The organism is Pseudanabaena sp. PCC 6802 (genome assembly GCF_000332175.1).
In the GTDB taxonomy this organism is placed as follows: domain Bacteria; phylum Cyanobacteriota; class Cyanobacteriia; order Pseudanabaenales; family Pseudanabaenaceae; genus PCC-6802.
The window spans coordinates 2,502,046-2,524,418 of the sequence record NZ_KB235914.1 but is presented as its reverse complement, the minus strand read 5'-3'; the positions used below and the strand labels follow the sequence as shown (position 1 = coordinate 2,524,418).

Here is a 22,373-nt window from a genome sequence, read left to right as displayed (position 1 = left end):
CTTACTGAATCCGAATATTGACGGTATAGTGTTTGATGGCTCTATTTTCCGGTTCCCACGAACGTCGCAGCTTGAATTGAATCTGTTCCGTTCCACCGGACTTTGCTCTAAAATGGAATGTCCGCGTCCCACCACCACCTATGCCTGTTTCGGGTGTCTTTGAGTAGTCCGAACCTTGAAACTCGACAAACCGATCGTCAATGCTACCGATTTCCCAACAGTAGCCAGTGGTGGGGTTTTCTGCGAGACGGATCGCAATTAAATCACCTACACGGGCTTCAAATATTTTTCCGAGATCGTTGCCTAAAATTACAATTTCAGACATACCTGAATTCTTTCCTGATGAATAGCCGCTATCACATGCATTGGCTGGGTTTGTTATAAGGCAGATGAGCAGCACCCCCAGAACCAAAGCTAACCACCACACAGTAGTGAGGTTGAAATCACTTAAATCCGTGACAGTAGATTTGCGTTGAAACATAGAATTTTAGAGTTTAGAGTTAGAAATGAGAGATGGGAAGCAGGTCAGATGGTCTTACTCACTCCTACTTCCCATGAAGCAGTCGCGTTTAATCGGATCCCTGAGGCAAACTGATGTTTGGGAGTCTAGCATAAATTGAGGAAATGCAATAGGTCAATTTGTTGCACTCTCAAGTCATGCCGCTCAGGCGCGTCTCACTTTTGGCCGCCGGGAGCGGCCAGTTATGCATGGAGAACCTTCGATCTGTCCCATGACTTTCGCATTCCACGCTCTCAGGCTTCCGCAAACCGCAAGCCCTGCCTCATACGCTTTGTCCGCACTGTCTCGAGCCTCACATGCCCCAGCGAGATGTCTAGAGTCCGCGTTGTCTCGAAGATATCGCTCTTTGAAAATCCAGTCCTATCTCTGCTATGTGAACAGTCCGATAGCACCCAAGCTAGATGTGGTCAACACGACTCCTAAACTTGAGTTCAGGAAAGCAAGCAGCCAATTCATGTCTGAAGTATCCTCCAATTTCGCCTTACTCACTGACTTACACCAATTCCCTAAAGTGAAATTACAGATTGCTGGAGGGGCGAACAGCCGTTCGCCCGTACATAGATCGATCTGTAGTTCAATTTTGAAGAATTGGTATTAGATAGTTATTCAAAATAACTTGAACGGATCTTAAAGTTGATTAAAACCAAGTTGAGTATACTTAAGTTTCATCCTCAACTCGACGAATCATCCAGAAATCATCAGCCAGGTTCTCGTCTAATAGATAAGCGTAGGGCATGGTAAAGTAGCCTTGTATGCCCCAGGTTGTATTCCAAGAGTTGCGGACAATGAATCTGCGTTGCTCGTCATCATAGCCAACCGCCAGCACTGCATGCCCACCCAATAATTGTTCGTTGGAAGACGGCATGGGGACGATACCCGTATTGGCTACCTCCTGACTTTCAAAGCTCTCGTAAACACTGAACCCAAAGACAAAGGGATAGCCGGATGCCAGACATCCCTTCATCTGATTGAGGTTTCGCACTAGCCTGCTGTAGAGAATTGCCTGGTGTTTTTTCGCAACGTTGTAGCATTGCGGAGTAGGTTTTTTAAGAAAATTAATTTCATAATCAGGATCGTAGGGCCAGATCCCGTCCGGTCCTGGATGCTGCTTGGTTGGCTCTTCTGGACAGGCACCTTGTTTGGCCACGCTTTTAATGCCATCACGGATCATCGCACCACTATCTTCGTTGACAGTCCCTTCCATGACCCGTTCGTTGTAGTAGATAAACAGGCGGGAAGGGGTAAAAATATCCGTCAATTTCTGCTTCATTTGATCGAACTCAAGCGCTCCAGCAATGGCATTAGCGGTGCAACTGCCCAACTGTTCTTGATCGTAAATATGAGGACAATTGGGACGAAGATCTACCCTGGCTGGTAAAGCTCTCAGTGCTGTAATCGGTGCGGCATAAAGCAGATCTCGATGATCGGGCAGGTCGGGAACCCATCCATAGCGTTTGTTTGTGCGTGTCATTTTTTTAACTCCTGTTTAATCAAGAAAACTTAGATCTCCTACTTCGTGGAATGGATATTCCAAAAGTGAAATTACGTCTTTATCAAGTTGAGTAGCTCAATGGAATCTCACCTCCTGTTTGATTCTGGCGTTTCGATCTTGACCATTTAAAGAAGCGAATCGCTAAATTTCGTAGGCAAGGGAAAATAGTTAGCTCAGTTGAGCCTCTGCAACTTTTGAACTATTGACAAAAGCGATTGCACCAATTTTTTCTTCTGTTTTGGTTCTTTTACATAGGTAATATCTGAATGAACGCGAAGCCATGTCATAACGCATATCCTCCAACCTCCTAACTGGGTTGGATGCGTTCCTAAGCATTAGTCTCACGGTTACGCCGTCATTTGGGGTCATCAGTTGACCGTCGAGATTGAAAAACTGGGCTTGAATCACAGTCCCTCCCGCCCAGCAGCGGCGGCTCGACAGTTTGAGGGTGTAGAGTTCTGGCTCAGGATCGGGAACTAGGGCTACTCGGGTGGTTAGCCCACCGAGAATTTCTTCCCGCCGCTCATCTATTTGCAGGATATCAAGCTCAAAAAATTGACCAACTTCCGTGTCCTCTGGGCGATCGATAGCCAGAAAGATAGTATGATAGCTATTTGGCTCCATCACAATTCGATGTAAAGCTATCTGTTGTCTGTCTGTTGCCGTCAACATCACACCCGATCCAATGGCTTGGCGGATATCCTCTAGTCGTTGTTCCACCCAAAGTGGATTATAGGCATGTTGACTAGCCAGGTTAGAGGTCAGAACTTTACTTTGCAGTGTTGCCCAGCTCTGAAAGTCTGAGATTGGAGTTGAAATAGACTGTCCAGACAGCACTCTGAGCCAAGTGGTGATGGCTCGCTGGAAAGATTGCCAGGGCGTAACTTTAGTCTCTTCTAGAGATTGATAAACTGGCTCGTTAGGAAAGGGTGGAATGGTGGACTCCACGCGCATCCCTTGTACTAGGTCCGCTAAACGTCCCGCTGTTCTCAAAGGTGGTATAAACAGCCGCAAGCGACCGGGAAAGCCCTTTAGATCGATCGTTAAGTTGGTAGTTAGCTCTTTGTTGAGATAGGCATTGTGAATGCGGACTGGAACAATGATAGGAGGGGGTGTGGGCAGCGTACCTACAAATTCCACCACCGTCAAATTCTTGTGTGCTGCCTTGCGCTCTAGCCGACTGTTTGTATCCGTATGGGTTTCTATAGAAGTATAAGGATCGTCCACATGGTGAACGAGTGCCAGCACACAGTGGTGGTGGTTGCCCGCCAAACTTGCAGGGGGTGGAAGCTTGTCAGACGTTAAATTGAATGCAGCAATCTTGGGAAAGCCTACGCGGACACCATTGAGGGTTGTGATGCCAACGGTTTTCCAATCAGCTGTATCGATCGCGGTGCCATTTTGGACATCAACCCAATAATTGGCAGGCAAAGCAGGCAATCCCGCTGAAGCATTGGCGATCAACAACATGACTCTCACGTTATCTGCGGGTATCACACCACGGTTGTGAACCTGAACATAGACGCGAGTAGTAATCGTTGCTGTGGCGTGAGTTGCCACATTTTGGAAGTCATCTGTGAGCGTGTCAACAAATTGCAAGAGATCAATGGTTCCCGTTAGGGGAAACTGATACTGTCCCGATGCATCTGGTGTATCCAATTTAATGTCAGGCCCCCGCCAGAAGCGAACGACTTCTCCCTGTTGGGTTGGATCGGGCAGGTAATTCACAGTTGGAAAACGACCTTGGTCGAGTTGAGTATCCCGTACATAAAGTTCTATCCCTAGCTTGGGCAACGCATCTAATGTGCGTTCAAAAACGCCACGACCGTGGGTGGATGCCCGTAACAGACGGCGATCGGCGTGTAATTTCATATCGATGACGGCTGCATCGGGTAAGCCTTCTGAAAAGGTTGACCAGTTTGCCCCTCCATCGGTGGAACGCCAGATGCCAATATCTGCACCCACATAGATATGGCTGGTGTTGGCTGGATCGACCACAATTGCATTGGCTTGCACGGCCAGAAGGCTATTGGGATTGCCCGCAGCAGGACCACTACGCTGCTGCCACTGAGTGCCATCAAAATGCCAAACATGGCGGTAGTCACCGATACCACCAAAGGTGATGTAGATGGAGTTGCCTGTGGCATCCGCTAGATCGATGGCAATATCGGTCACGGGGACAGTCAGAGGCAAGGAACTAGTTCCCCCTAGCGTATTAATTTGAGTGCGCGTCCAGGTTCCGCCACTTTGTTCAAAACGATAGACCCCACCGCTCATGGTGCCAGCATAAAGTTTAGTAGCAGAAGCAAATGCTAAAGAGCGAATCCTTTCATTTAGGCTATCACCTGCCAGAGTGTTGTTGGGGATAGACTGCCAACCGCCCCCGAAAGTTGTACTGATCCAGGGACGAATCGACCCAAATGCAACAATGTCAGCCTCACTGGGATTGCTCGGATTGTGCGGTGTACCTGCAATTGGCGCGTAGAAAAGAACAGTTTCTCCACTTGCTAGTGTCACACCCACTTCGTTGTAGTTATAACGTGTACCTCCATCAATGGAGCGGTTAATTGATGAACGGACATAAGTACTCAATATTTTGTATGGTGCGTTCCAGTTGACCACAAAAAAGCCACTATCGCCCCAAACTGAGTGCAGCCAGACTTCTTCGCCAGTAAAGCGTTCGCCACCATTGTCTTGGGAACCGCAAAAGACCACTGCATCTTCAGTGGGATGCTGATCTAGATGTTCCATAGTGAGTGTAGCCAGTCCGGTATTGCACGAAGTAAAGATGTTTCCTGTGCCTGTTGTGGGGGTAGTAGAGTAAAAGACCCCTCCATCGCAGCCAACCCAGAGCTTATCGGAGTCACCTGGAGCAAAGACAAGGGTGTGGATGTCAGCGTGCACCGAGCCACCGATGTAGGTATTGGACATGCTATAGGTTAGACTTGCACCCGACCCACTGCTGGTTACGACACTCCGATAGAGAGAACCTGACCATTCACCACTTGACTGTTTAGTAGAACCACCAAGGTAGAGACGATTTGCATTGTTAGGGTCGACAGCAATTGCTAAGTCATACGATCCTTGAAAGCCGATCGCAGCCGTTCCAAAAAGATCGGTTGGGTATCCACTGATTTGTCTCCAGGTGTTGTCACTTATATCCAGTCGCCAAACACCCAAAATAGAACGATCGCTTGAATTTTCAATCAAAGCATACAAAACGTTAGGGTTATTCGGTTGAACTGCCAGACCAATACGTCCCACGTTTGCAGTGGGAAAGCTACTTCCTACGCTGTTCCAGGTATCCCCATCAGTAGATGAATAGACTGGTCCATACCACACTGCTGTATAGAAAGTGGTTATGCCACCGCTGCGAGCGACTACGACACTAGTTGCCCAAGTAGATCCTGCACTAGGAAGAGTTTTTCGCATCCAGTGAACGCCACCACTGCTATTTGGTTCACGTCGATAGACACCCCTACGCGTGGCTGCTATAACCCGCTCCGCATCTCCTGGGTCGACTGCCAGGGCATAAAAAGCACTGCCAGCAAGGTCGGGGTTGGCTGATTCAGTGCTCCAGTTGATACCACCATCAGTTGAAATTAGTGGTCCAACTCCAAAGTAAGCGCCTCCTGCCCCCTCACCAGATCCTACATAGAGACGATCCTGGCTGGAGGTAGTACCAGGAACTAAGGCAATCGCACCACAGGCAAGTGAATCTGACGCAGTTTGGGTGGGGTTGAGGTCAAAGGCATCCATTAAGGAACGCCATGTCTGTCCTGTATCCTCCGAGTACCACACTCCTCCATTTGCTGCACCAATATAAATGCGTGTGCCACCGGGAGCCACAGCGATCGCTGGTGTCCGTCCACTGGTAGCTGGCTTGACACCGCCCTGACCTTGTCGCAAAACGGACGGTCCAATGGGAATCCAGTTATTGGCAGGTGGTGGCGCGGGTGGAGTTGGGGGTGGCGGCTCAGGTTCTTCTTCCACTGGTTCTTCAGTGTCTGCCCGCCCTTCACCTTCTTCACCTGTAGATATGCCTTCTGCTGCCAGTTTCTGTCGCTGACGCTGACGATATTGTTCCACTAAATTGCGGCGAAAGTCTGCCGGTAATGTGCTGCTTGCACGAAGCCTGTCGAGCTCTTCTTCAGGAGAAGAAACAGGTGGTCTGGGTTCGACAATACTCCCCTCCAGAGGTTTAGGTTCAAGGGTGGCAAAACGCTCTTCTAAAAATGCTAGTTCTCGGGCAAATGGTCCCCCTTCCGGTTCTTTCCCCTGTTGAGGAACTTCAGATTGTTCGTTAATATTATTGTCTCCACCAGGAGGACGACTTCCTTCAGTCATGACTTTTCTCCAAAATTGGCGCTAAATAATGTTATTGAATGTAAAACTGACAAATTGACAAATTATCGCGACCTAGACCGAATCCAACCCAACGCAACAAACAATTTCTGCACAATAAAATCGAAGACGTACCATGTAGCCAGAAAAGCTATACATTCCAGTCCGAAACTGTGAAATTGATAAAATGCGTTAGCAACAATAAAGGCAGTTCCTCCTGACAAGAGTTGCTGTGGTAGTAGTTTGTGCATCAGGGTGTATCGCATTAATTCATACATTGCAAATTACCTCACTCAAAAATTACAAAACCTGCGGCAGGAACGTTAATCAACGCCGCTTTCCCATTCCGCGCTTCTACCGTCACCACCTGAGCGATCTGCGATGCATCCGTCGAGTAAATGCACTTCAACATATCTCCCGACTGGTGCAGGTCGTTATCGATCGTCACCCAGGCCGTTCTGGGCTGGTCGTAATCCGTGTTAATCGCCAGCAGCACCTCCTTGCCGTTAAAAATCCGCGACCAGGGCACTACAAAGCGAATTTGTCCTCCCACCATCTCCGGCAAGCTGAAGCGGACTCCATCATCGCGCCCTGAAATCGGGCGCAGGTATTGGCGACCGCGCCGCAAGACGATGTTTTTCTGGCGAATCTCCAGAATTTTGGCGAGTTCCTGATAAACTAAATTGTCTTCATTGAAGAAATGCACGCCTCGCGTCCGAAAAGCCCCAAATTCACTGCCGAACATGGCTTCTCGGATATAGCGATCGCTCCCTCCTTGCCCATCAAAACATTGTTCGCTGCCGTAGTAGATACAGGGAATGCCCAGCGTCATCGCATTCAAAGCCAGCACATTCAGCACCACTTTCGACGCACCAGCATCGGCACAGAAGCGAGCTTTATAACTGCCTTTACGTACTTGGTCATGATCGTCAAATGATGTAACCACTTTATTGCGGAACCAGATGTGGGAGCCTTTGTTGACCAACTCCGAGTTGCGGAACAGGCTGAAGTAATCGTTTGGATTGCGGTATCCCTTGACCAGATATTCCAGCTTGTCCGGGATATCATCAATGCCCAGCGCCGCACTCAGTCCCGTCAGTTCCAGTGTGTCGTAAGCCCGGACACGTCCTCCCGTAATCTCACCCAACAGGAAGAAATTCTCCTTGCCGATGCTTTGCGTGAACTCGCGGATCGCGGAGGCAAAGTAGCGGGTGGCACCAATGTCCATGTGCTTCACGGTATCGATGCGGAAGCCATCAATGTCTGCGTAGGCGATCCAGTATTTATAGGCTTCACACAAATGGCGCAGGGCATCAGAAACTTGATAGTCATCGGGAGAACCGTAGCCGTGGTGAATATCCTTCAGATCGCCGAAGTCTCCCTCGCGAAATTCGGGGTCGTAGTCCCAATTTCTGATGTAGCCCTTGCGCGTAAAGGCATCAGGATCTTGGAATTCGGCAGGCCACACTGCCCCAGCGATATCCGGCAGGTGTTGGGGATCGGCTTTGACGAAGGGGATGGTGGGATTGCCCTGTTTGTCGTTAAAGCCCTCAACTGGGTACGTCCCGCCAGTCCACGGACGATCGCGATCGCCCGCATAGGAAAACACATTTCCGCTATGATTCAAGATAATATCCAGAATTACATAGATGTCGTTCTCATGCGCCATCCGCACCAGTTCTTTCAGGTCATCCCCCGTACCAAAGTGAGGTTCCACTTCCAGAAAGTTCTGGATACCGTAGCCGTGATATGTCTGCTGAAAATGCACTTGCTTCAAAATTGGGCTGACCCAGAGAGCAGTAACACCTAACCGCTTCAGGTATCCCAGCTTTTGGGTCAACCCTTTCAGGTTGCCGCCAACGTATCGCGTGCCTGCTTCCCGCCACTTCCGGGCATCCTCGTCGGTTTTAATCGCGTTCTCCCGATCTGCTGGGCTGTACAATGGCGAGATCCCCGTGGTAACCAGGTTGCCCTGATTGTCCCGATAGCCATTTTCGCGACCATCCGAGAAGCGATCGAGCATCAGGAAATAGAATACCTCATCTTCCCAGGCGATCGGAGAAGGGAAATAGGTAGGTGAATTGGTTAGAACTAAGAAATCAATCTCTGACAAATGTGTTAAAGACATAACAAATCTCTTTTAAGATGACTTATAGATGGCGAAACAACACAACGCATTTTCCCCTTCCTCTCTATCCTGAGAAGAATGCGACCAAGCGTTAAATCCGGGATTTTCTAGTGATTAAAACCGATCTTTGAGTAGCCCCACCCTCTCCAGAGCGATCGTCACCGCACCCAACTGGCGAGTTCTCGGTAAACTGAGTTGTCTTCATTTTAGAAATACACTCTTCGTCAAACGTGGCTTCTCAGCGTCCTCTCTCCCGCGAAGCACTCCTCACAGCTTATCGCACATTCAAGGGAACCTATGTATTTTCTAAAGAATTTTTAAAATCGACTTGGGTTAAAGTTTGTATTTATATCTTCTATATATGCTGAAATTTGCTCTACCACTTGCGCCCCTCACCTCCCTCTGCTGAAAATGTAGAATAAATTCGTTATTTATAAAGTGCTTCTAACAAGGTATCGTTTTCAAGGGTTATAAGTATTTCTAACCCAATTCTCATTATATGTCGAATCTTTATTTTAGCCACGAATATTTCCAATTTGATAAACTTCGATACCTATCTCAACAAAGATTTGCATCTTACAGAGATAATTTAACAGCAAAGCGCCCGAACTCCTGCTGTCTAGGCTTTGCGATCGAGATGGCAACTGTTATCTCAATTAGGCGATCGCTCAATCTTTACGACATATACATAATTTTGTGAGGAATTTGTGAGGAATTTGTGACATAAAAATTAAATCTTTGGCGATGCGATTCTGTCAAAGCAAGCTATAGGATTTTAAGAGTGTAAAAAGGCGATCTCCAGCGATGTCGCGAATTTCAAGCAAATGGAACCAGAACGAAGCCTGCCAAAGCAATACTGAATTGGTGCGTTACTAATACCAAGATCGCATTACAACGCTGCCAAGGGTAAAACCCAGGACAGCGTTGCAAAATTATGGATAGATATTTCGATCCTAGAAGGTGATGTCTGCCACGTTGATTTGCGTCAGACCTGCAAATTGGATTCGACCTCCACCAAAACCAGTAAGGTTGAGTTGTAGATTGCCCCCAACCAGGCTGGCAACCGCATCGCTGCTGTTAATGAGGTTGTCATTATTGGTATCTAGACTGGAACTGACTAGGGAGACAGCAGAGAGATCGATCCGATCGCTTCCACTTTGGAAGTTGAGAATTGTATCGGTCCCAAAAGCACCGCCGAAAATGAAGGTGTCGTTGCCCGTGCCTCCATCTAAGGTATCGTTGCCTGCGCCTCCATTGACGCTGTCCGCACCGTTACCACCGCTGAGGTTATCGCTACCTCCAGAACCGACCAGGCTATCGTTACCATCACCGCCTTGAATGCTGTCCGCACTGCTGGTGCCGGTGATGATGTCGTCTCCACCGCGACCGAGAATCGTAGCGCCGACAAGAGTCACATTCGTAAAGTCCCAGATATCGGCAGCAACATTGTCGCCTCGAATATTGAAGTCGCTGCCTGTGATACTTTCGATGCGATCGATGCCGGATGTGGCTTTACTAAATAGTGACTGCAAGCCATCAAAGTTAGCCGTATCGCTCGCGACAATTCTGTCGGTACCGCTGCTACCGCTGTCCTTGTAGGCATCGCGGCCATCGCCTGCAAACCACAGGTAGGTGTCTCCACCATTACCGCCATCGAGAACGTCTATGCCAGCACCACCATCGAGGGTATCGTTACCGTCGCCGCCATTGAGACTGTCGTTGCCGTCTCCACCGTCGAGAAGGTCGTTGCCAGCATTGCCGCTAAGGGAGTCATTGCCGCTGCCGCCCTGGATGGTTTCAGCGCCGTTAGAGCCGACGATACGGTCATCTCCACCGCGCCCCTGAATGGTGGCATTAATCAAGGTTATGCCTGTAAAGTCCCAGGTATCTGCGGCAACATTGTCGCCTCGAATGTTGAAGGCTCCCAGGTCGCTTTCGATGCGATCGATGCCGGAGGTGGCGCGATCGAACTGCGATGGCAGGCCGTTGAAGGCGGTGGTATTGCTGACAATGATTTTGTCCGTACCGCTGGTACCGCTGTCTTTGTAGGTGTCGCGACCATCACCTGCAAACCACAGGTAAGTGTCTCCACCATTACCGCCATCGAGAACGTCTATACCAGACCCGCCGTCGAGGGTATCGTTACCTTCACCGCCGTTGAGGCTGTCGTTGTTACTCCGGCCATCAAGGAAGTCATTGCCGCCGAAGCCGTTGATAATATTTGCCAAACTATTGCCGGTTAAAGTTTCGCTAGCATCAGTACCATTAATTACTCCAGGAGGTGCGGCGTTGACCGTTCCGGCGATCGCGAAGTTGTATGGATTTTCGTTGCTGTCGTTATTGCTGAAGCTAATGTCGCCAGAGTAGGTGCCTGCTGTAGTTGCATTCAGCCGCACGGTGAACGTGGCATTGCTTCCTGCTGCTACGCTGGTCGGGAAAGTGCCGACGATACTGAAGCCATTTGGCAGCGAGGGCGCGCCCAGGGTAAGTTCGGCGGTGCCGGTATTTTCAATCGTAAACGTGCGCGTGAGGGCAGTACCGACCGTGGTGGTGCCGTAGTCTGTGCCATCTGCAGTACCTGGTGTAGTATCGCCATCAACAATGTTGTCAGTCGTACCGCCGAAGCCGCCATCGGTGATGTTTATCTCGGCAACGGCTGCTACATCGTTTTGACCTGTAATGGTGACAGTAATGTCTTGACTGGCCGTACCGTCGAAAGATTTTACAGTAAAGGTATCGGTTTTAGTCTGACCGGCATCCAGATATTGCACGGCACTGTTGTCAACGCTGTAGCTGAAGGCTCCATTCTCAGTAATGCTCAAGCTACCGAGGTTACCTGCGGTAGATGTGACATTAGTGTCGAACTTGTTCTCACCCGTATCCACATCGTTGACTGCGAGCGAGCCACTGGCGTTGAGTTTGCCATTCGTATCGACGTTAGTATCTTCCGTCACTGCTGCCGTTGCCGTACCGCTGATGGTGGCAGGGTCGTTGACACCTGCAATCGCAATAGTAATGTCTTGACTGGCTGTGCCGTCAAAGGATTTTACAGTGAAGGTATCGGTTTTGGTTTGACCGGCATCCAAATACTGCACCGCACTGTTGTCAACGCTGTAGCTGAAGGCTCCATTCTCAGTAATGCTCAAGCTACCGAGGTTACCTGCGGTAGATGTGACATTAGTGTCGAACTTGTTCTCACCCGTATCCACATCGTTGACTGCGAGCGAGCCACTGGCGTTGAGTTTGCCATTCGCACCGACGTTGGTATCTTCCGTCACCGCTGCCGTTGCCGTGCCGCTGATGGTGGCAGGATCGTTAACCGAGTTGACAGTGAGATTGACACTGGCTGGGGTGCTAGCATAGGCAGTGCCGTCAAACCCATTCCAACCAAAGCTGACGCTGCCATTGAAGTTGGCATTCGGTATGAAGACCAGGTTCCCCAGTTGTGCCGCGTCGATTTCCTGGTTGAGGCTAACGTCCGTGCTACTGAGTTTGAGCGTGCCATTGCTGGGCAGGCTGGTAATTTGAATTTTACTCAGGCTGTTGCCATCGATATCGCTGAATGCACCAGTGAAGTCCGAGGCGCTGAAAGTGATGTTGGTATCTTCATCGCCAGATTTGGTGATGTTGCTGACTGTGGGCGGATTGTTGGCTGCCGCCGTCACGTTCAACGTTAGGGTATTGGGAGTAGAATCTAGATCTACGCCGCCATTGGCCGTGCCGCCATCGTCCTGCACTTGGAATGTGAAGGAAGGCGTTCCTGTAGTGGCTGAGACGAATCTCAGTAGGCTGTTTTGAATGTCGGTTACTGATATGCTCGTCCCATCGGCAACTGGGTTGCCGTTGTAGGTCAGCCCCGCTACCGTGGTGGTAATCGTAACCGCTGACAAACTGTTAGGTGGCGTGTCGTTAGGATCGCTGAAACCGAAGTCGGCTGCGGTGAAGGTGTAAGGGCTGTTTTGGGTCGCGTCGATAGTCTTGTCCGCTCCTGTTGGTGCGTCGTTAACCGAGTTGACAGTGAGATTGACGCTGGCTGGGGTGCTGGCATAGGCAGTGCCGTCAAATCCATTCCAGCCAAAACCGACGCTGCCATTGAAGTTGACATTCGGCGCGAAGACCAGATTCCCCAGTTGTGCCGCGTCGATTTCCTGGTTGAGAGTAACGCCCGTGCCGCTCAGTTGCAGCGTACCAGTGCTGGGCAGGCTGGTAATTTGAATCTTGGTGAGACTGTTGCCATCGATATCGCTGAATGCGCCAGTGAAGTCCGAGGCACTGAAGGCGATCGCGGTATCTTCGTTGCCGGATTTGGAGATGTTGGAGACAGTAGGAGGAGTGTTGGGAGGAGTTATGAATGCAAAGTTACTAGAGTTAATATCTAAGCCCGTAACGCCCTGAATTACAGCAATTAGCTCGTCCGGTTCGCTACCCGGTTTGTCAATTAACTGGAGTTTAGACTAAAAGGCAACAAGAAGCATCTCGCTAGATAGAAACTAGCGAGAGAGAGGATAAAAGGGAAGAAGTTGAGCTAAGCAGTTGCAGCGGAAGCTTTTTTGAGGGGCTTGGCATAGCGTTTTTTGACAGTAGGATAACGAATCCGTTGGGTTCGTTTTTTCCCAAGAGGCCAACCTGGAGACTTACCGCGAGGTTTAGGGTCAGGGGAAGGAGAGCCAATCCTGACCAAAACTAAAGCAAAAGCATTTGCAACTCGACCAGGAGACAATTTAGTCATCGGTTTCTGCCAAGGCAGAGGAGAGTCTTGGACAAGTTCACGAGCGAGCCACAATTGCCAAGTAAGTAAAGGCATCAAGTCCGACCAAGTCTCCATCTGAGCAGGGGTAGAAAGCTGAGGGATTGTCCAATGGAGACGTTGACGCACCAAGCGATACCAATGCTCAATGGCAAATCTGCGCAGATATTTTTGCCATACCTCACTCAAGATTGGCTCGTCTTTAGCGACCCAAATCAACCACAGGGGTTTCGATTCAGGCATATCAAGACGTTCGACCAGAATGAGTGTAAAGGGATGGTCTGCGGCTTGCTTTAAGTGCAGGTTTGGCCATCGACGAATTTGCAATCGTCCCAGTTTAGGCTCTGCAATTGTGATGTCTGCTTGGGGAATAGACCAAGTGTCAGAGTCTTTGAGGCTAAATTTCTCTCCATGCTTATGGGGTCGCCCATGCCCCTCGTAATCCTTTGGGGCATGATACAGAACCCGGTTGGGGCGTAGCCTGAGCAGCTTGATACACGGGATGTCTGCTGTTTGCTGCAAAAATGGTGCGCACCCATACTCGCCATCCCCCAGGAAAAGCACAGTCCCAGGAATTTCCGCACAAACCAAGCGTAACTGACTAGCGGCTTTCTGAATCGGGTTCTCGAAACTGGTGATCCGCTCATGCCGCAACGGTAAGGCAAAACTCCCTTCTGACTCTGGAATCCAGGCAATTGTGCTGTATCCTTGCCCCACCGTAACAGGTTTGCTTCCTACTCCCGGTTGAGGTTGATGTTCGTAGGTGCGTTCTTGTAATGTCACCGCATAGGGACGCGACCAGGCTGTATGGTCGCCCGCCAATATCGTCACCTCTGCTGCCGGCATTTGCTGTATGTATTGCTTCATCAAGTCTTCACGTGGAGGATGACTATCTTGCAGTGCTTCATAGATACTCGACCACTCCCTCCGAAATAATGGGCTTAACGAAAGTTCCACAAACGATGAAACACTCCGACTCGTCAGTACCGCATCCATCAAGTCGAACAGCGCATCTCTCCCGTTCCCTATAATTTCGTACGTGTACTTGCGAAATTGCTCAAGTTTATCCAAACTAATCATGATGAAGCTGTTGATTTTATAGTCTTTTCAGCTTCCATCATCAAGCGGTCAGTCTGCAATGGCTGGCTGCTTTTTACCACTTTTTAGTCTAAACTCCAGAATTAACAGCCGCGTGTCGGAACCAGATGTTTCCAAAAGGTATTTGCTCTTGGGACCTTGGAGTTGAATGGTATCGCCATCGCTGGAATTGAAACCAGTAATAATCGCGTAGTCGTTCGTGCCATTCGTTGCCGCATTGCGATCGTCGTAGGCTTGCCAGGTCGAATCGCCGAGGATAAAGAGATCGCTACCCGCACCGCCTGCCAGGGTATCGATTTCAGCCAAACCAGGGTTGGTACTGGTGGGGTTAGCCCCGACTAGCGTATCGTTACCATCTCCACCATCGAGGCTGTCGTTACCCACACCACCGAATAGCGAATCATTACCATTGCCAGCAATGAGGGTGTCGTTGCCGCTGGTGCCTGCCAGCACGTCGTTACCGCTGCCAGTTGTCAGGCTCAACCGTTCGATGTTGGCATAGTCAACCCGATTGTCGGTAGTGCTGATGCTGCCGGAACCGTTGTTGTGAGACGAAGATACGTCGGTACTGAGACTGGCGTAGTCCACCACCAGCAAATCGTCGCCAGCACCACCATCAACGGTGTCTGTTCCCAAGCCAGGCTTGAGGACATCATTGCCAGTACCGCCGAGCAAGGTATCGTTGCCACCCTTACTGTCCAGGGTATCGTTACCGCCCTGTCCGTCCAAAGAGTCATTGCCATCGCCTCCGATCAGGTAGTCGTTGCCGCTGCTAGATTGGACAGCAATCGTTTCAATGCCCGAGATCGCTCCTGGCGTTCCTGGCGCTCCTGGGAAAATAATGTCTCCAGGGTAAGTAGGTGCAATAAAGATGCTGTCGCTACCGCCACCTCCATCGATAATGCCTGTGAATGGGCCATAGAAGATGAAAGTATCGTTGCCATCGCCACCGAACACCGTACCCGAACCAGATACAGCGATCGCATCGCCACCAGCACCGCCATTGAGGGTGTTATTGCCCGATCCGCCGTCTAACGTGTCGTTGCCAGCCCCACCGTCGAGACTGTCATCGCCTTCGCCGCCTACCATATAATCTTCGCCGCCGTTACCGCTCAGCGTGTCGCCGCCAGAGGTGCCAACCAGCGTGTCATTGCCACTACCGCCGCTGAGATTCATTTGCTCGATGCTGGAATAGTTGACGCTGTTATCAGTCGTAGAAATCGTGCCGCTGGTGCCGGAGTTGGTGGAAGAGATATCGGTAGTGAGGCTGGAGTAATCTACGGTCAGTAGATCGGTGCCGTCGCCACCATCAACGGTGTCGTTGCCCAAACCGGGATCGATAGTGTCGTTGCCAGTACCGCCGATCAAGCTGTCATTAGCACCCAGACCAAAAATCAGATCGTTGCCACCCAAAGCATCAATCGTGTCGTTCCCCGGCGTTCCGTAGAGGGTATCGTCTCCTTCCGTTGGAACGGAAGAAGCAGTGCCAACTCTTAACGTGAACTTGCCAATAAAATCATAACCTGCACCTGGAGCTAGTGCGTAAGCCTGGACTCGATCCTGTGCGAAGACGGATGGAGTATACCAGCCATAACTGGTCAATTCAACCCGCTTGTCTCCAAGACTGAAGATCGCACTACCAGAAGCCGGTACTATGGTAGTGAATCCTAGGTTTATGGTTAGTGGACTGCTGTTAACAGAAGGAAATCCCGGCAAGACATTTGAAGTTGATACAGGAGTAAAGACTGAAATACCAGGGTTATTGTTGTTACCGTTGAAGAAGAGATTTAATCCAGAGAAAGAGAAAAATTGAGTATTCCCGGGATTTCCGTATAGGGTAAATGTTGTTTCCCCCGCTGAAAGAGGGATACTTATACTTGCACCCGAACTATTGACAAAGGTACCATTCAAATTGTCACCCTGGATGACCCATAAATCGTGAGGAGGATCGCCACTCAATGTGTTCCATCCTTGTCCTCCACTAATGTTACCTGCTGAGTCTGTTGAAAAATCGACGATCCCCGTTAGGAATAGATTGGGGGTGGGAGGAGATGCACCAAGACCGATGAAGTCACTCTCCTCCAGATTGGTAGCGGTGAAATTGAGAAGGGTTATTGAGTTTCCATTTCCTAGATTAATGAGCGTGTTCGCACCTACTTGGGCAGTGTTAGATCTGAGGTCGCTGAAGTTGGTGTTGTAGGCAGTCAAGTCGATCTTGTCCGCACCTTTGATGAAGTCGGCAACAGTATCAATGCCAGAGTTAAGAGCAAAGGTAAATACATCGTTGCCATCGCCACCACCAAGGTAGTCATTGCGAGACTGATCAGAATTTTGTGTAAGCGGTCTAGAATCACAAAAACCAAGGAGACCGCAACATGTTAAGAGGCAAACAAGCAACTAATCGTACAGATGAACTACTAGACGAGTTGGTGTCAGAGTGCCATAGCCCCGAGGACATTCTAGGAGAATCGGGCTTACTGAAGCAACTGAGTCAACGACTAATCGAGCGAGCGCTCACGGGAGAGCTGAGCCATCACCTCAAATCAAGCACGCCTAAGGGAGAGGAAGCGGTAGAAGACGAAGTTGTGCGACGCAACAGCCGCAATGGCTACTCGCAGAAGACGGTGCAGTCGCAACAGGGCGAAATGGAGTTGTCGATACCGCGAGACCGTAACGGCGAGTTTGACCCCGTGCTGGTACCGAAACACCAAAGGCGAATAGCAGGACTCGATGAGAAAATCCTGGCTATGTATGCACGGGGATTAAGCACCCGAGACATTAGTGCTCAACTCGAAGAACTCTATGGTGCCAAGATCTCCGCCGCACTCATCAGTGAGGTCACTGATGCAGTTAGCGACGAGGTCAAGGCTTGGCAGTGCCGTCCCCTGGAACCTGTATATCCCATCATTTACCTCGATGCCCTCTACGTGAATATCAAGGTGTCGGGTCGGGTGAGCAAGCGAGCGGTCTATGTCGTCTTGGGTATTACGGTTGAGGGCAACAAAGAATTGCTTGGGCTGTGGATTGGGGAGGTGGAATCCGAAGGCGCTAAGTTCTGGCTCAAGGTGCTGACTGACCTCAAAAACCGTGGGGTCAAGGACATTCTGATTGCCTGTTGCGATGGCTTAGTGGGATTCCCCCAGGCGATTGAGGCTGTTTTCCCGCAAACCCAGGTGCAACTATGTATTGTGCATCTGATCCGCAACTGTTTGCGTCATGTGCCCTGGAAAGACGCTAAAGCTGTTGTGGCTGACCTCAAGCCCATTTATCATGCTGCCACTTTGGCAGAAGCCGAAGCTGCGCTTGAGGCTTTTGCCGCCAAGTGGGATCGCCTATACCCCGCGATTAGCCAAATCTGGCTGCGCCATTGGCAGAACATTATCCCCATCTTTGACTATCCCATGGACATCCGCAAAGTCATCTACACTACCAATGCCATTGAATCCCTCAATCGCTCCCTGCGCAAGGTGATTAAAACCAAGGCTGTCTTCCCCGATGAGGAATCTGTCTTCAAGCTCATGTTCTTGGCCATGCATAACATTGCCAAGCGTTGGACTCGCCCCCTTAAAGATTGGAAGGCAGCGTTGTCATATTTTGCTATCCTATTCCCAGGACGTTTAAATTACTGACCTTATTTCTCGCTTACACAAAAATCTGAGCACTCTCTCATTGCCCGAACCGCCATCTAAGGTGTCATTGCCCGAACCACCATCGAGATAATCGTTCCCTGCTTCTCCCAGCAGGCTGTCATCTCCAGCTTGACCATAGATACCACCAAGGTTGCCGGCGTTGACTTCATCACCAACACCCCCTCGAATGGTATCGTTGCCATCCCCACCTTCAAGTCGGTCATAGGAAGCCGAACCGCTAACAATTAAGTCGTTACCTGCTCCGCTCAAAACATAGTCGGTACTTGTAGTAGCTGAAATATCAATCGTATCGTTGCCAGAGCCACCGCCAATAACAATCCACTCTACTTCTTTGAGTGTCGAATCGTCAGAAATTGTGCCGTTGTTTGGGTCGCTATAGTCAACTTTCAGGTTGCTAGTTTGCGTTGAGTAGTCGAGGTCGAGGCGTTCTGTTCCCGCACCACCGATGATAGCATTCACTCCTGGGCCTGGGATGAGATAGTCATCCCCTTCACCACCATCAAGGGTGTCGTTGCCTACTCCACCATCGAGATAATCGTTCCCTGCTTCTCCCAGCAGGCTGTCATCTCCAGCTTGACCATAGATACCACCAAGGTTGCCGGCGTTGACTTCATCACCAACACCCCCTCGAATGGTATCGTTGCCATCCCCACCTTCAAGTCGGTCATAGGAAGCCGAACCGCTAACAATTAAGTCGTTACCTGCTCCGCTCAAAACATAGTCGGTACTTGTAGTAGCTGAAATATCAATCGTATCGTTGCCAGAGCCACCGCTAATAACAATCCACTCTACTTCTTTGAGTGTCGAATCGTCAGAAATTGTGCCGTTGTTTGGGTCGCTATAGTCAACTTTCAGGTTGCTAGTTTGCGTTGAGTAGTCGAGGTCGAGGCGTTCTGTTCCCGCACCACCGATGATAGCATTCACTCCTGGGCCTGGGATGAGATAGTCATCCCCTTCACCACCATCAAGGGTGTCGTTGCCTACTCCACCATCGAGATAATCGTTCCCTGCTTCTCCCAGCAGGCTGTCATCTCCAGCTTGACCATAGATACCACCAAGGTTGCCGGCGTTGACTTCATCACCAACACCCCCTCGAATGGTATCGTTGCCATCCCCACCTTCAAGTCGGTCATAGGAAGCCGAACCGCTAACAATTAAGTCGTTACCTGCTCCGCTCAAAACATAGTCGGTACTTGTAGTAGCTGAAATATCAATCGTATCGTTGCCAGAGCCACCGCCAATAACAATCCACTCTACTTCTTTGAGTGTCGAATCGTCAGAAATTGTGCCGTTGTTTGGGTCGCTATAGTCAACTTTCAGGTTGCTAGTTTGCGTTGAGTAGTCGAGGTCGAGGCGTTCTGTTCCCGCACCGCCGATGATAGCATTCACTCCTGAGCCTGGAATGAGATAGTCATCCCCTTCACCGCCATCAAGGGTGTCGTTGCCTACATCGCCATAAACCTGGTCGTTACCCAGACCCCCAATTAGCGAATCGTCGCCTCCCAAACCATTAATAACGTCATTTCCACCCAGACCGTCAATCGTATCGTTACCGCTCGTACCAGGGAGATTGTCATTCCCATCAGTGCCGACGATATTGTCTTGCTCGATCGCAACATCTTTCCCATCTAATGTAACGGTAGCAGAATCGTCCTTTGCCTTCAGCAATGCCAACAATTGAGGAGTTAGCCTTTCACCGCGAACCAATGCCGAGAAAATCGCTCCCTCATCCCCAAGACTATCAGCGCGATTCAGCCGCGCATCAACCGCATGTCCCATCTCTTCCAACAGGACGCTGACAATCGGCTCCAAATTGCCCGCATTGCGATCCAGAAAATCCCGCGATAGATAGATGGTGTCAGTCGCAGCCGCATACGCCCCATTTGCTCCATTGATTTCTGCGGGCGATCGCACCTCAACCCTCGGCAACCCACTGAAATCGCCAGCCCGCCACGCCACCTGTAAATCGGCAACGTCGATCCCTTCGCCAAACGCTGCCTGCATCCTGGGCGCAAAATCGGGAGCAGTAGCAAATTGCCCGAGATATGCCCGCGCCGCTTCAAGAGAATCTTCCAAAGCGCGATCGCCCAACATAGTATTCACCTCAAACGTATTCATAAAAACCTCCTCGCCAACTCACTTCCATCCCTACAGCATCTCTACACCTGGAGACCAAAGTGGCAGCAAATATTATTTTTCTAAAATGGAGCGCAAATTTGTCCGAGAGTAGTTCCCTGAGAATCGAACCGATCGAATCTTTAGGAATTTACTGAGAATCTATTGGGAATAATTTTTTAGTCACGAAGCCACCTCCCCTTCTCCCTCCGCTTCAGTAAAAGCCAGGTAGTAGATTATAGTCCGATTAATATAACTTATTAGTTATATAACCATACAACACGTTCCGCAAAAAATTCACATAACGTTATTTTTTCTTTACATTGCGATTGTTTCCTGGCATCTGGTTGCCAAAGCTGTATGCCTCCACTCTCCCTTGTCTCGTTCCAAGGTATAGCGTTTTTCAATTGAGAACAGGTTTTATTGACGGGGTGAAGGGGTTCCACACGGCAGTGGCTCTAGCGGGGAACCCCCAAGACCGCCCTGCCTCCCCTTCTTGGGGGCAACGCCCCCAAACCCCCTTCTCGTTTTCAGATGAAAACCGCTATAAAAACCGCTTTAGATTTATTTCGCGAGATCGCAAAAGCTCCATTCCCTCAATCAATTGCAGGGCAATACAGCTTCCACCAGACAAATAATCCCACACCGACTTACCATTTGTTAGAATGGATGAGAACCTAAAGATCGCACCTCCTACCACAAAATTGAGGGCAACGGATTTCTCAAAACTCCCCAGAATTGGGGGATTTGGTGGCGCAGATCGCCCCTAGATCGACTAACTGCGACCTTCCCAAAAGATATTGGCTATACGCACCTGCCTGCTTTGGCAACTTCCGCAGCGGCTTTCAGATGAATGCGAACGAGCGTCATTCAAAATCGAAGTTCAAGAAGTTTATCGCATAACACCTTGAGCGATCGTTACGCCGCTCGCAACTGGCCTGAAACTCGCTACAGTCGAGTTAATTGAGTTTTACGAAATATAGATCTAGCCTCATTCTCTTGAGACTAAGAAAACTAAATGCGATCGCATTAGACAAACTCTGCGTCGCAGATACCTCGTTTGCTCGGACTAGGTGTCCGTACTAAGCGATCGCAATACATTCTTAGAGAAACTTCTACTTTGGACTTCTTTTGCGATCGTGTACTAATTATCCCATAACTTTTCTGGTATTGCTACATTAAATTCGCGATATTTATCCTTTTGTGGGCAAATTTAATATTTGTGAGGGAAGCGATCGGGTAGCTATCTAAGTAGCAATTGAAAAAAGATCTGGCTGCCTTCAAGCATGTCAAATTATATATGGATTGGGCGGCGATCGGCGATACCTTAATTGAAGTCACAGCGATCCCCGTATTTGTACTAAAGTTCGGTAAAGTGGAAATAATTTTCCCTAGCTACAGCCCGAACTTTGTTAATAGTCCGAGCTAATAAATCTAACATAGCAGTAGAAGCGAGTTGAGATGGTGATACTAACCAGCAATTCCCATATCAAATATATGAAAACCCCGAGGCTAGCCTCGGGGTGCATCTATTTTCCTAACCTACTTCTTGCAATTGGTCTTTGTGGAACCAAATCGGTGGGGTGGGGACTTGCATAAATTTGACCTGGATGTAGTCGCCTCGAAATTCCAGTACTTCACCATTGGTCTCGAAAATATAGTTAGACCAGCGCGTGTCGTTTGCCTGTGCCTCAACGCTGTTGTCTAGCTTTTCGCGGATTGCTTTGACCAGTGAACCTTTTTTCAGAGCCATAGTTTAGTACTTGTTTGGTATAAGTTTCTTAAAATATAGCTATAGTCAACAGGCTTAGGACGGGGTGCAGGGGTTTCACCCCTGCGTGGGGGCGCAGCCCCCACACCCCCTGTCCTAACAGATCTGTCTATGGCTATACTTTAAGTATTTTACCCACAACTGACCTTGCCCGCGATTACTATAGAAGAAATGCAGGCTAGAGAATTTCTATAATTCCTATAGCTCGTTCTCGATCCTTTAGTCCCCTAACCGCGTCGAGGGTAAAAATTATGTGCATCTGCGTTAACTGCCACTATGTCGATCGCTGCGTCACCTACCACGCCGTAGAACAACAGCACCAACAACCCCACCTCACCGAAACGCCCGACTTCGAGGCAATCTCGCCCAGCATCAACGTTAACATCAGGACGGTTGGCGATGAAATTCAGATGGAGTGGGACGTGGTTGGTTGCGAGAGCTTTAAACGGGAAACTGGCAAATGGGCGAAACTCAGACCGGGAGAACTAGTACCCACCTGAGGCGATTC

12 protein-coding genes and 1 pseudogene are annotated in these 22,373 nt (G+C 49.6%); 3 read left to right on the top strand and 10 right to left on the bottom strand.

Annotated elements, in window-relative coordinates; genetic code table 11:
- Window position 1: 1 nt before the first annotated feature.
- From PSE6802_RS0117120 to PSE6802_RS31245, 8 genes and pseudogenes are all read right to left on the bottom strand, one after another.
- Window positions 2-325, bottom strand: coding sequence for a protease inhibitor I42 family protein (locus tag PSE6802_RS0117120; protein ID WP_019501267.1), 324 nt, complete (start codon window positions 323-325; stop codon window positions 2-4).
- Between the two features lie 853 nt (window positions 326-1,178).
- Window positions 1,179-1,991: a C1 family peptidase gene (locus PSE6802_RS0117115; RefSeq protein ID WP_019501266.1), complete on the bottom strand. Its 813-nt coding sequence runs from the start codon at window positions 1,989-1,991 to the stop codon at window positions 1,179-1,181.
- Between the two features lie 189 nt (window positions 1,992-2,180).
- Window positions 2,181-6,359, bottom strand: a complete 4,179-nt coding sequence (locus PSE6802_RS0117110) for a PQQ-binding-like beta-propeller repeat protein (protein WP_019501265.1) — start codon at window positions 6,357-6,359, stop codon at window positions 2,181-2,183.
- Window positions 6,360-6,645: 286 nt separating this feature from the next.
- Entirely contained in the window at window positions 6,646-8,484 is a 1,839-nt protein-coding gene (locus tag PSE6802_RS0117100) for an alpha-amylase family glycosyl hydrolase (RefSeq protein ID WP_019501263.1), read from the bottom strand.
- Window positions 8,485-9,437: 953 nt separating this feature from the next.
- A complete protein-coding gene (locus tag PSE6802_RS0117095) occupies window positions 9,438-12,374 on the bottom strand; it encodes a beta strand repeat-containing protein (protein ID WP_019501262.1) in 2,937 nt (978 codons plus the stop codon).
- Window positions 12,375-12,554: 180 nt separating this feature from the next.
- Window positions 12,555-12,797 (bottom strand): annotated as a pseudogene (locus PSE6802_RS35885) (hypothetical protein); the annotation flags it as partial.
- A gap of 212 nt (window positions 12,798-13,009) precedes the next feature.
- Window positions 13,010-14,311: an NF041680 family putative transposase gene (locus tag PSE6802_RS0117085; RefSeq protein WP_019498766.1), complete on the bottom strand. Its 1,302-nt coding sequence runs from the start codon at window positions 14,309-14,311 to the stop codon at window positions 13,010-13,012.
- A 48-nt stretch (window positions 14,312-14,359) separates the two neighbouring features.
- Complete coding sequence (locus PSE6802_RS31245) at window positions 14,360-16,726, bottom strand: calcium-binding protein (protein WP_083901715.1); 2,367 nt, start codon at window positions 16,724-16,726, stop codon at window positions 14,360-14,362.
- On the opposite strand from PSE6802_RS31245, the gene PSE6802_RS0117075 reads away from it, so the two are divergent.
- On the top strand, window positions 16,705-17,958 hold the full coding sequence (locus PSE6802_RS0117075; RefSeq protein ID WP_019498360.1) for an IS256 family transposase: 1,254 nt from the start codon (window positions 16,705-16,707) through the stop codon (window positions 17,956-17,958). The two genes, PSE6802_RS31245 and PSE6802_RS0117075, sit on opposite strands and share 22 nt — an antisense overlap.
- Here PSE6802_RS0117075 and PSE6802_RS29395 read toward each other — a convergent pair.
- A complete protein-coding gene (locus PSE6802_RS29395; protein WP_156815568.1) occupies window positions 17,947-20,097 on the bottom strand; it encodes a calcium-binding protein in 2,151 nt (716 codons plus the stop codon). The genes PSE6802_RS0117075 and PSE6802_RS29395 overlap by 12 nt on opposite strands.
- Before the next feature lie 1,255 nt (window positions 20,098-21,352).
- On the opposite strand from PSE6802_RS29395, the gene PSE6802_RS33570 reads away from it, so the two are divergent.
- Window positions 21,353-21,523 (top strand): hypothetical protein, encoded by a 171-nt coding sequence (locus PSE6802_RS33570; RefSeq protein WP_019501260.1) that lies wholly within the window; start codon window positions 21,353-21,355, stop codon window positions 21,521-21,523.
- A gap of 108 nt (window positions 21,524-21,631) precedes the next feature.
- Here PSE6802_RS33570 and ndhO read toward each other — a convergent pair whose 3' ends face one another.
- Window positions 21,632-21,847, bottom strand: coding sequence for an NAD(P)H-quinone oxidoreductase subunit O (gene ndhO, locus PSE6802_RS0117060; protein ID WP_019501259.1), 216 nt, complete (start codon window positions 21,845-21,847; stop codon window positions 21,632-21,634).
- Between the two features lie 269 nt (window positions 21,848-22,116).
- Between ndhO and PSE6802_RS0117055 the strand changes: the two genes are divergently transcribed.
- Window positions 22,117-22,365 carry a Ycf34 family protein gene (locus PSE6802_RS0117055; RefSeq protein WP_019501258.1) on the top strand — a complete coding sequence of 83 codons (249 nt, stop codon included), beginning with the start codon at window positions 22,117-22,119 and terminating at the stop codon, window positions 22,363-22,365.
- The last annotated feature ends 8 nt before the right edge of the window (window positions 22,366-22,373 follow it).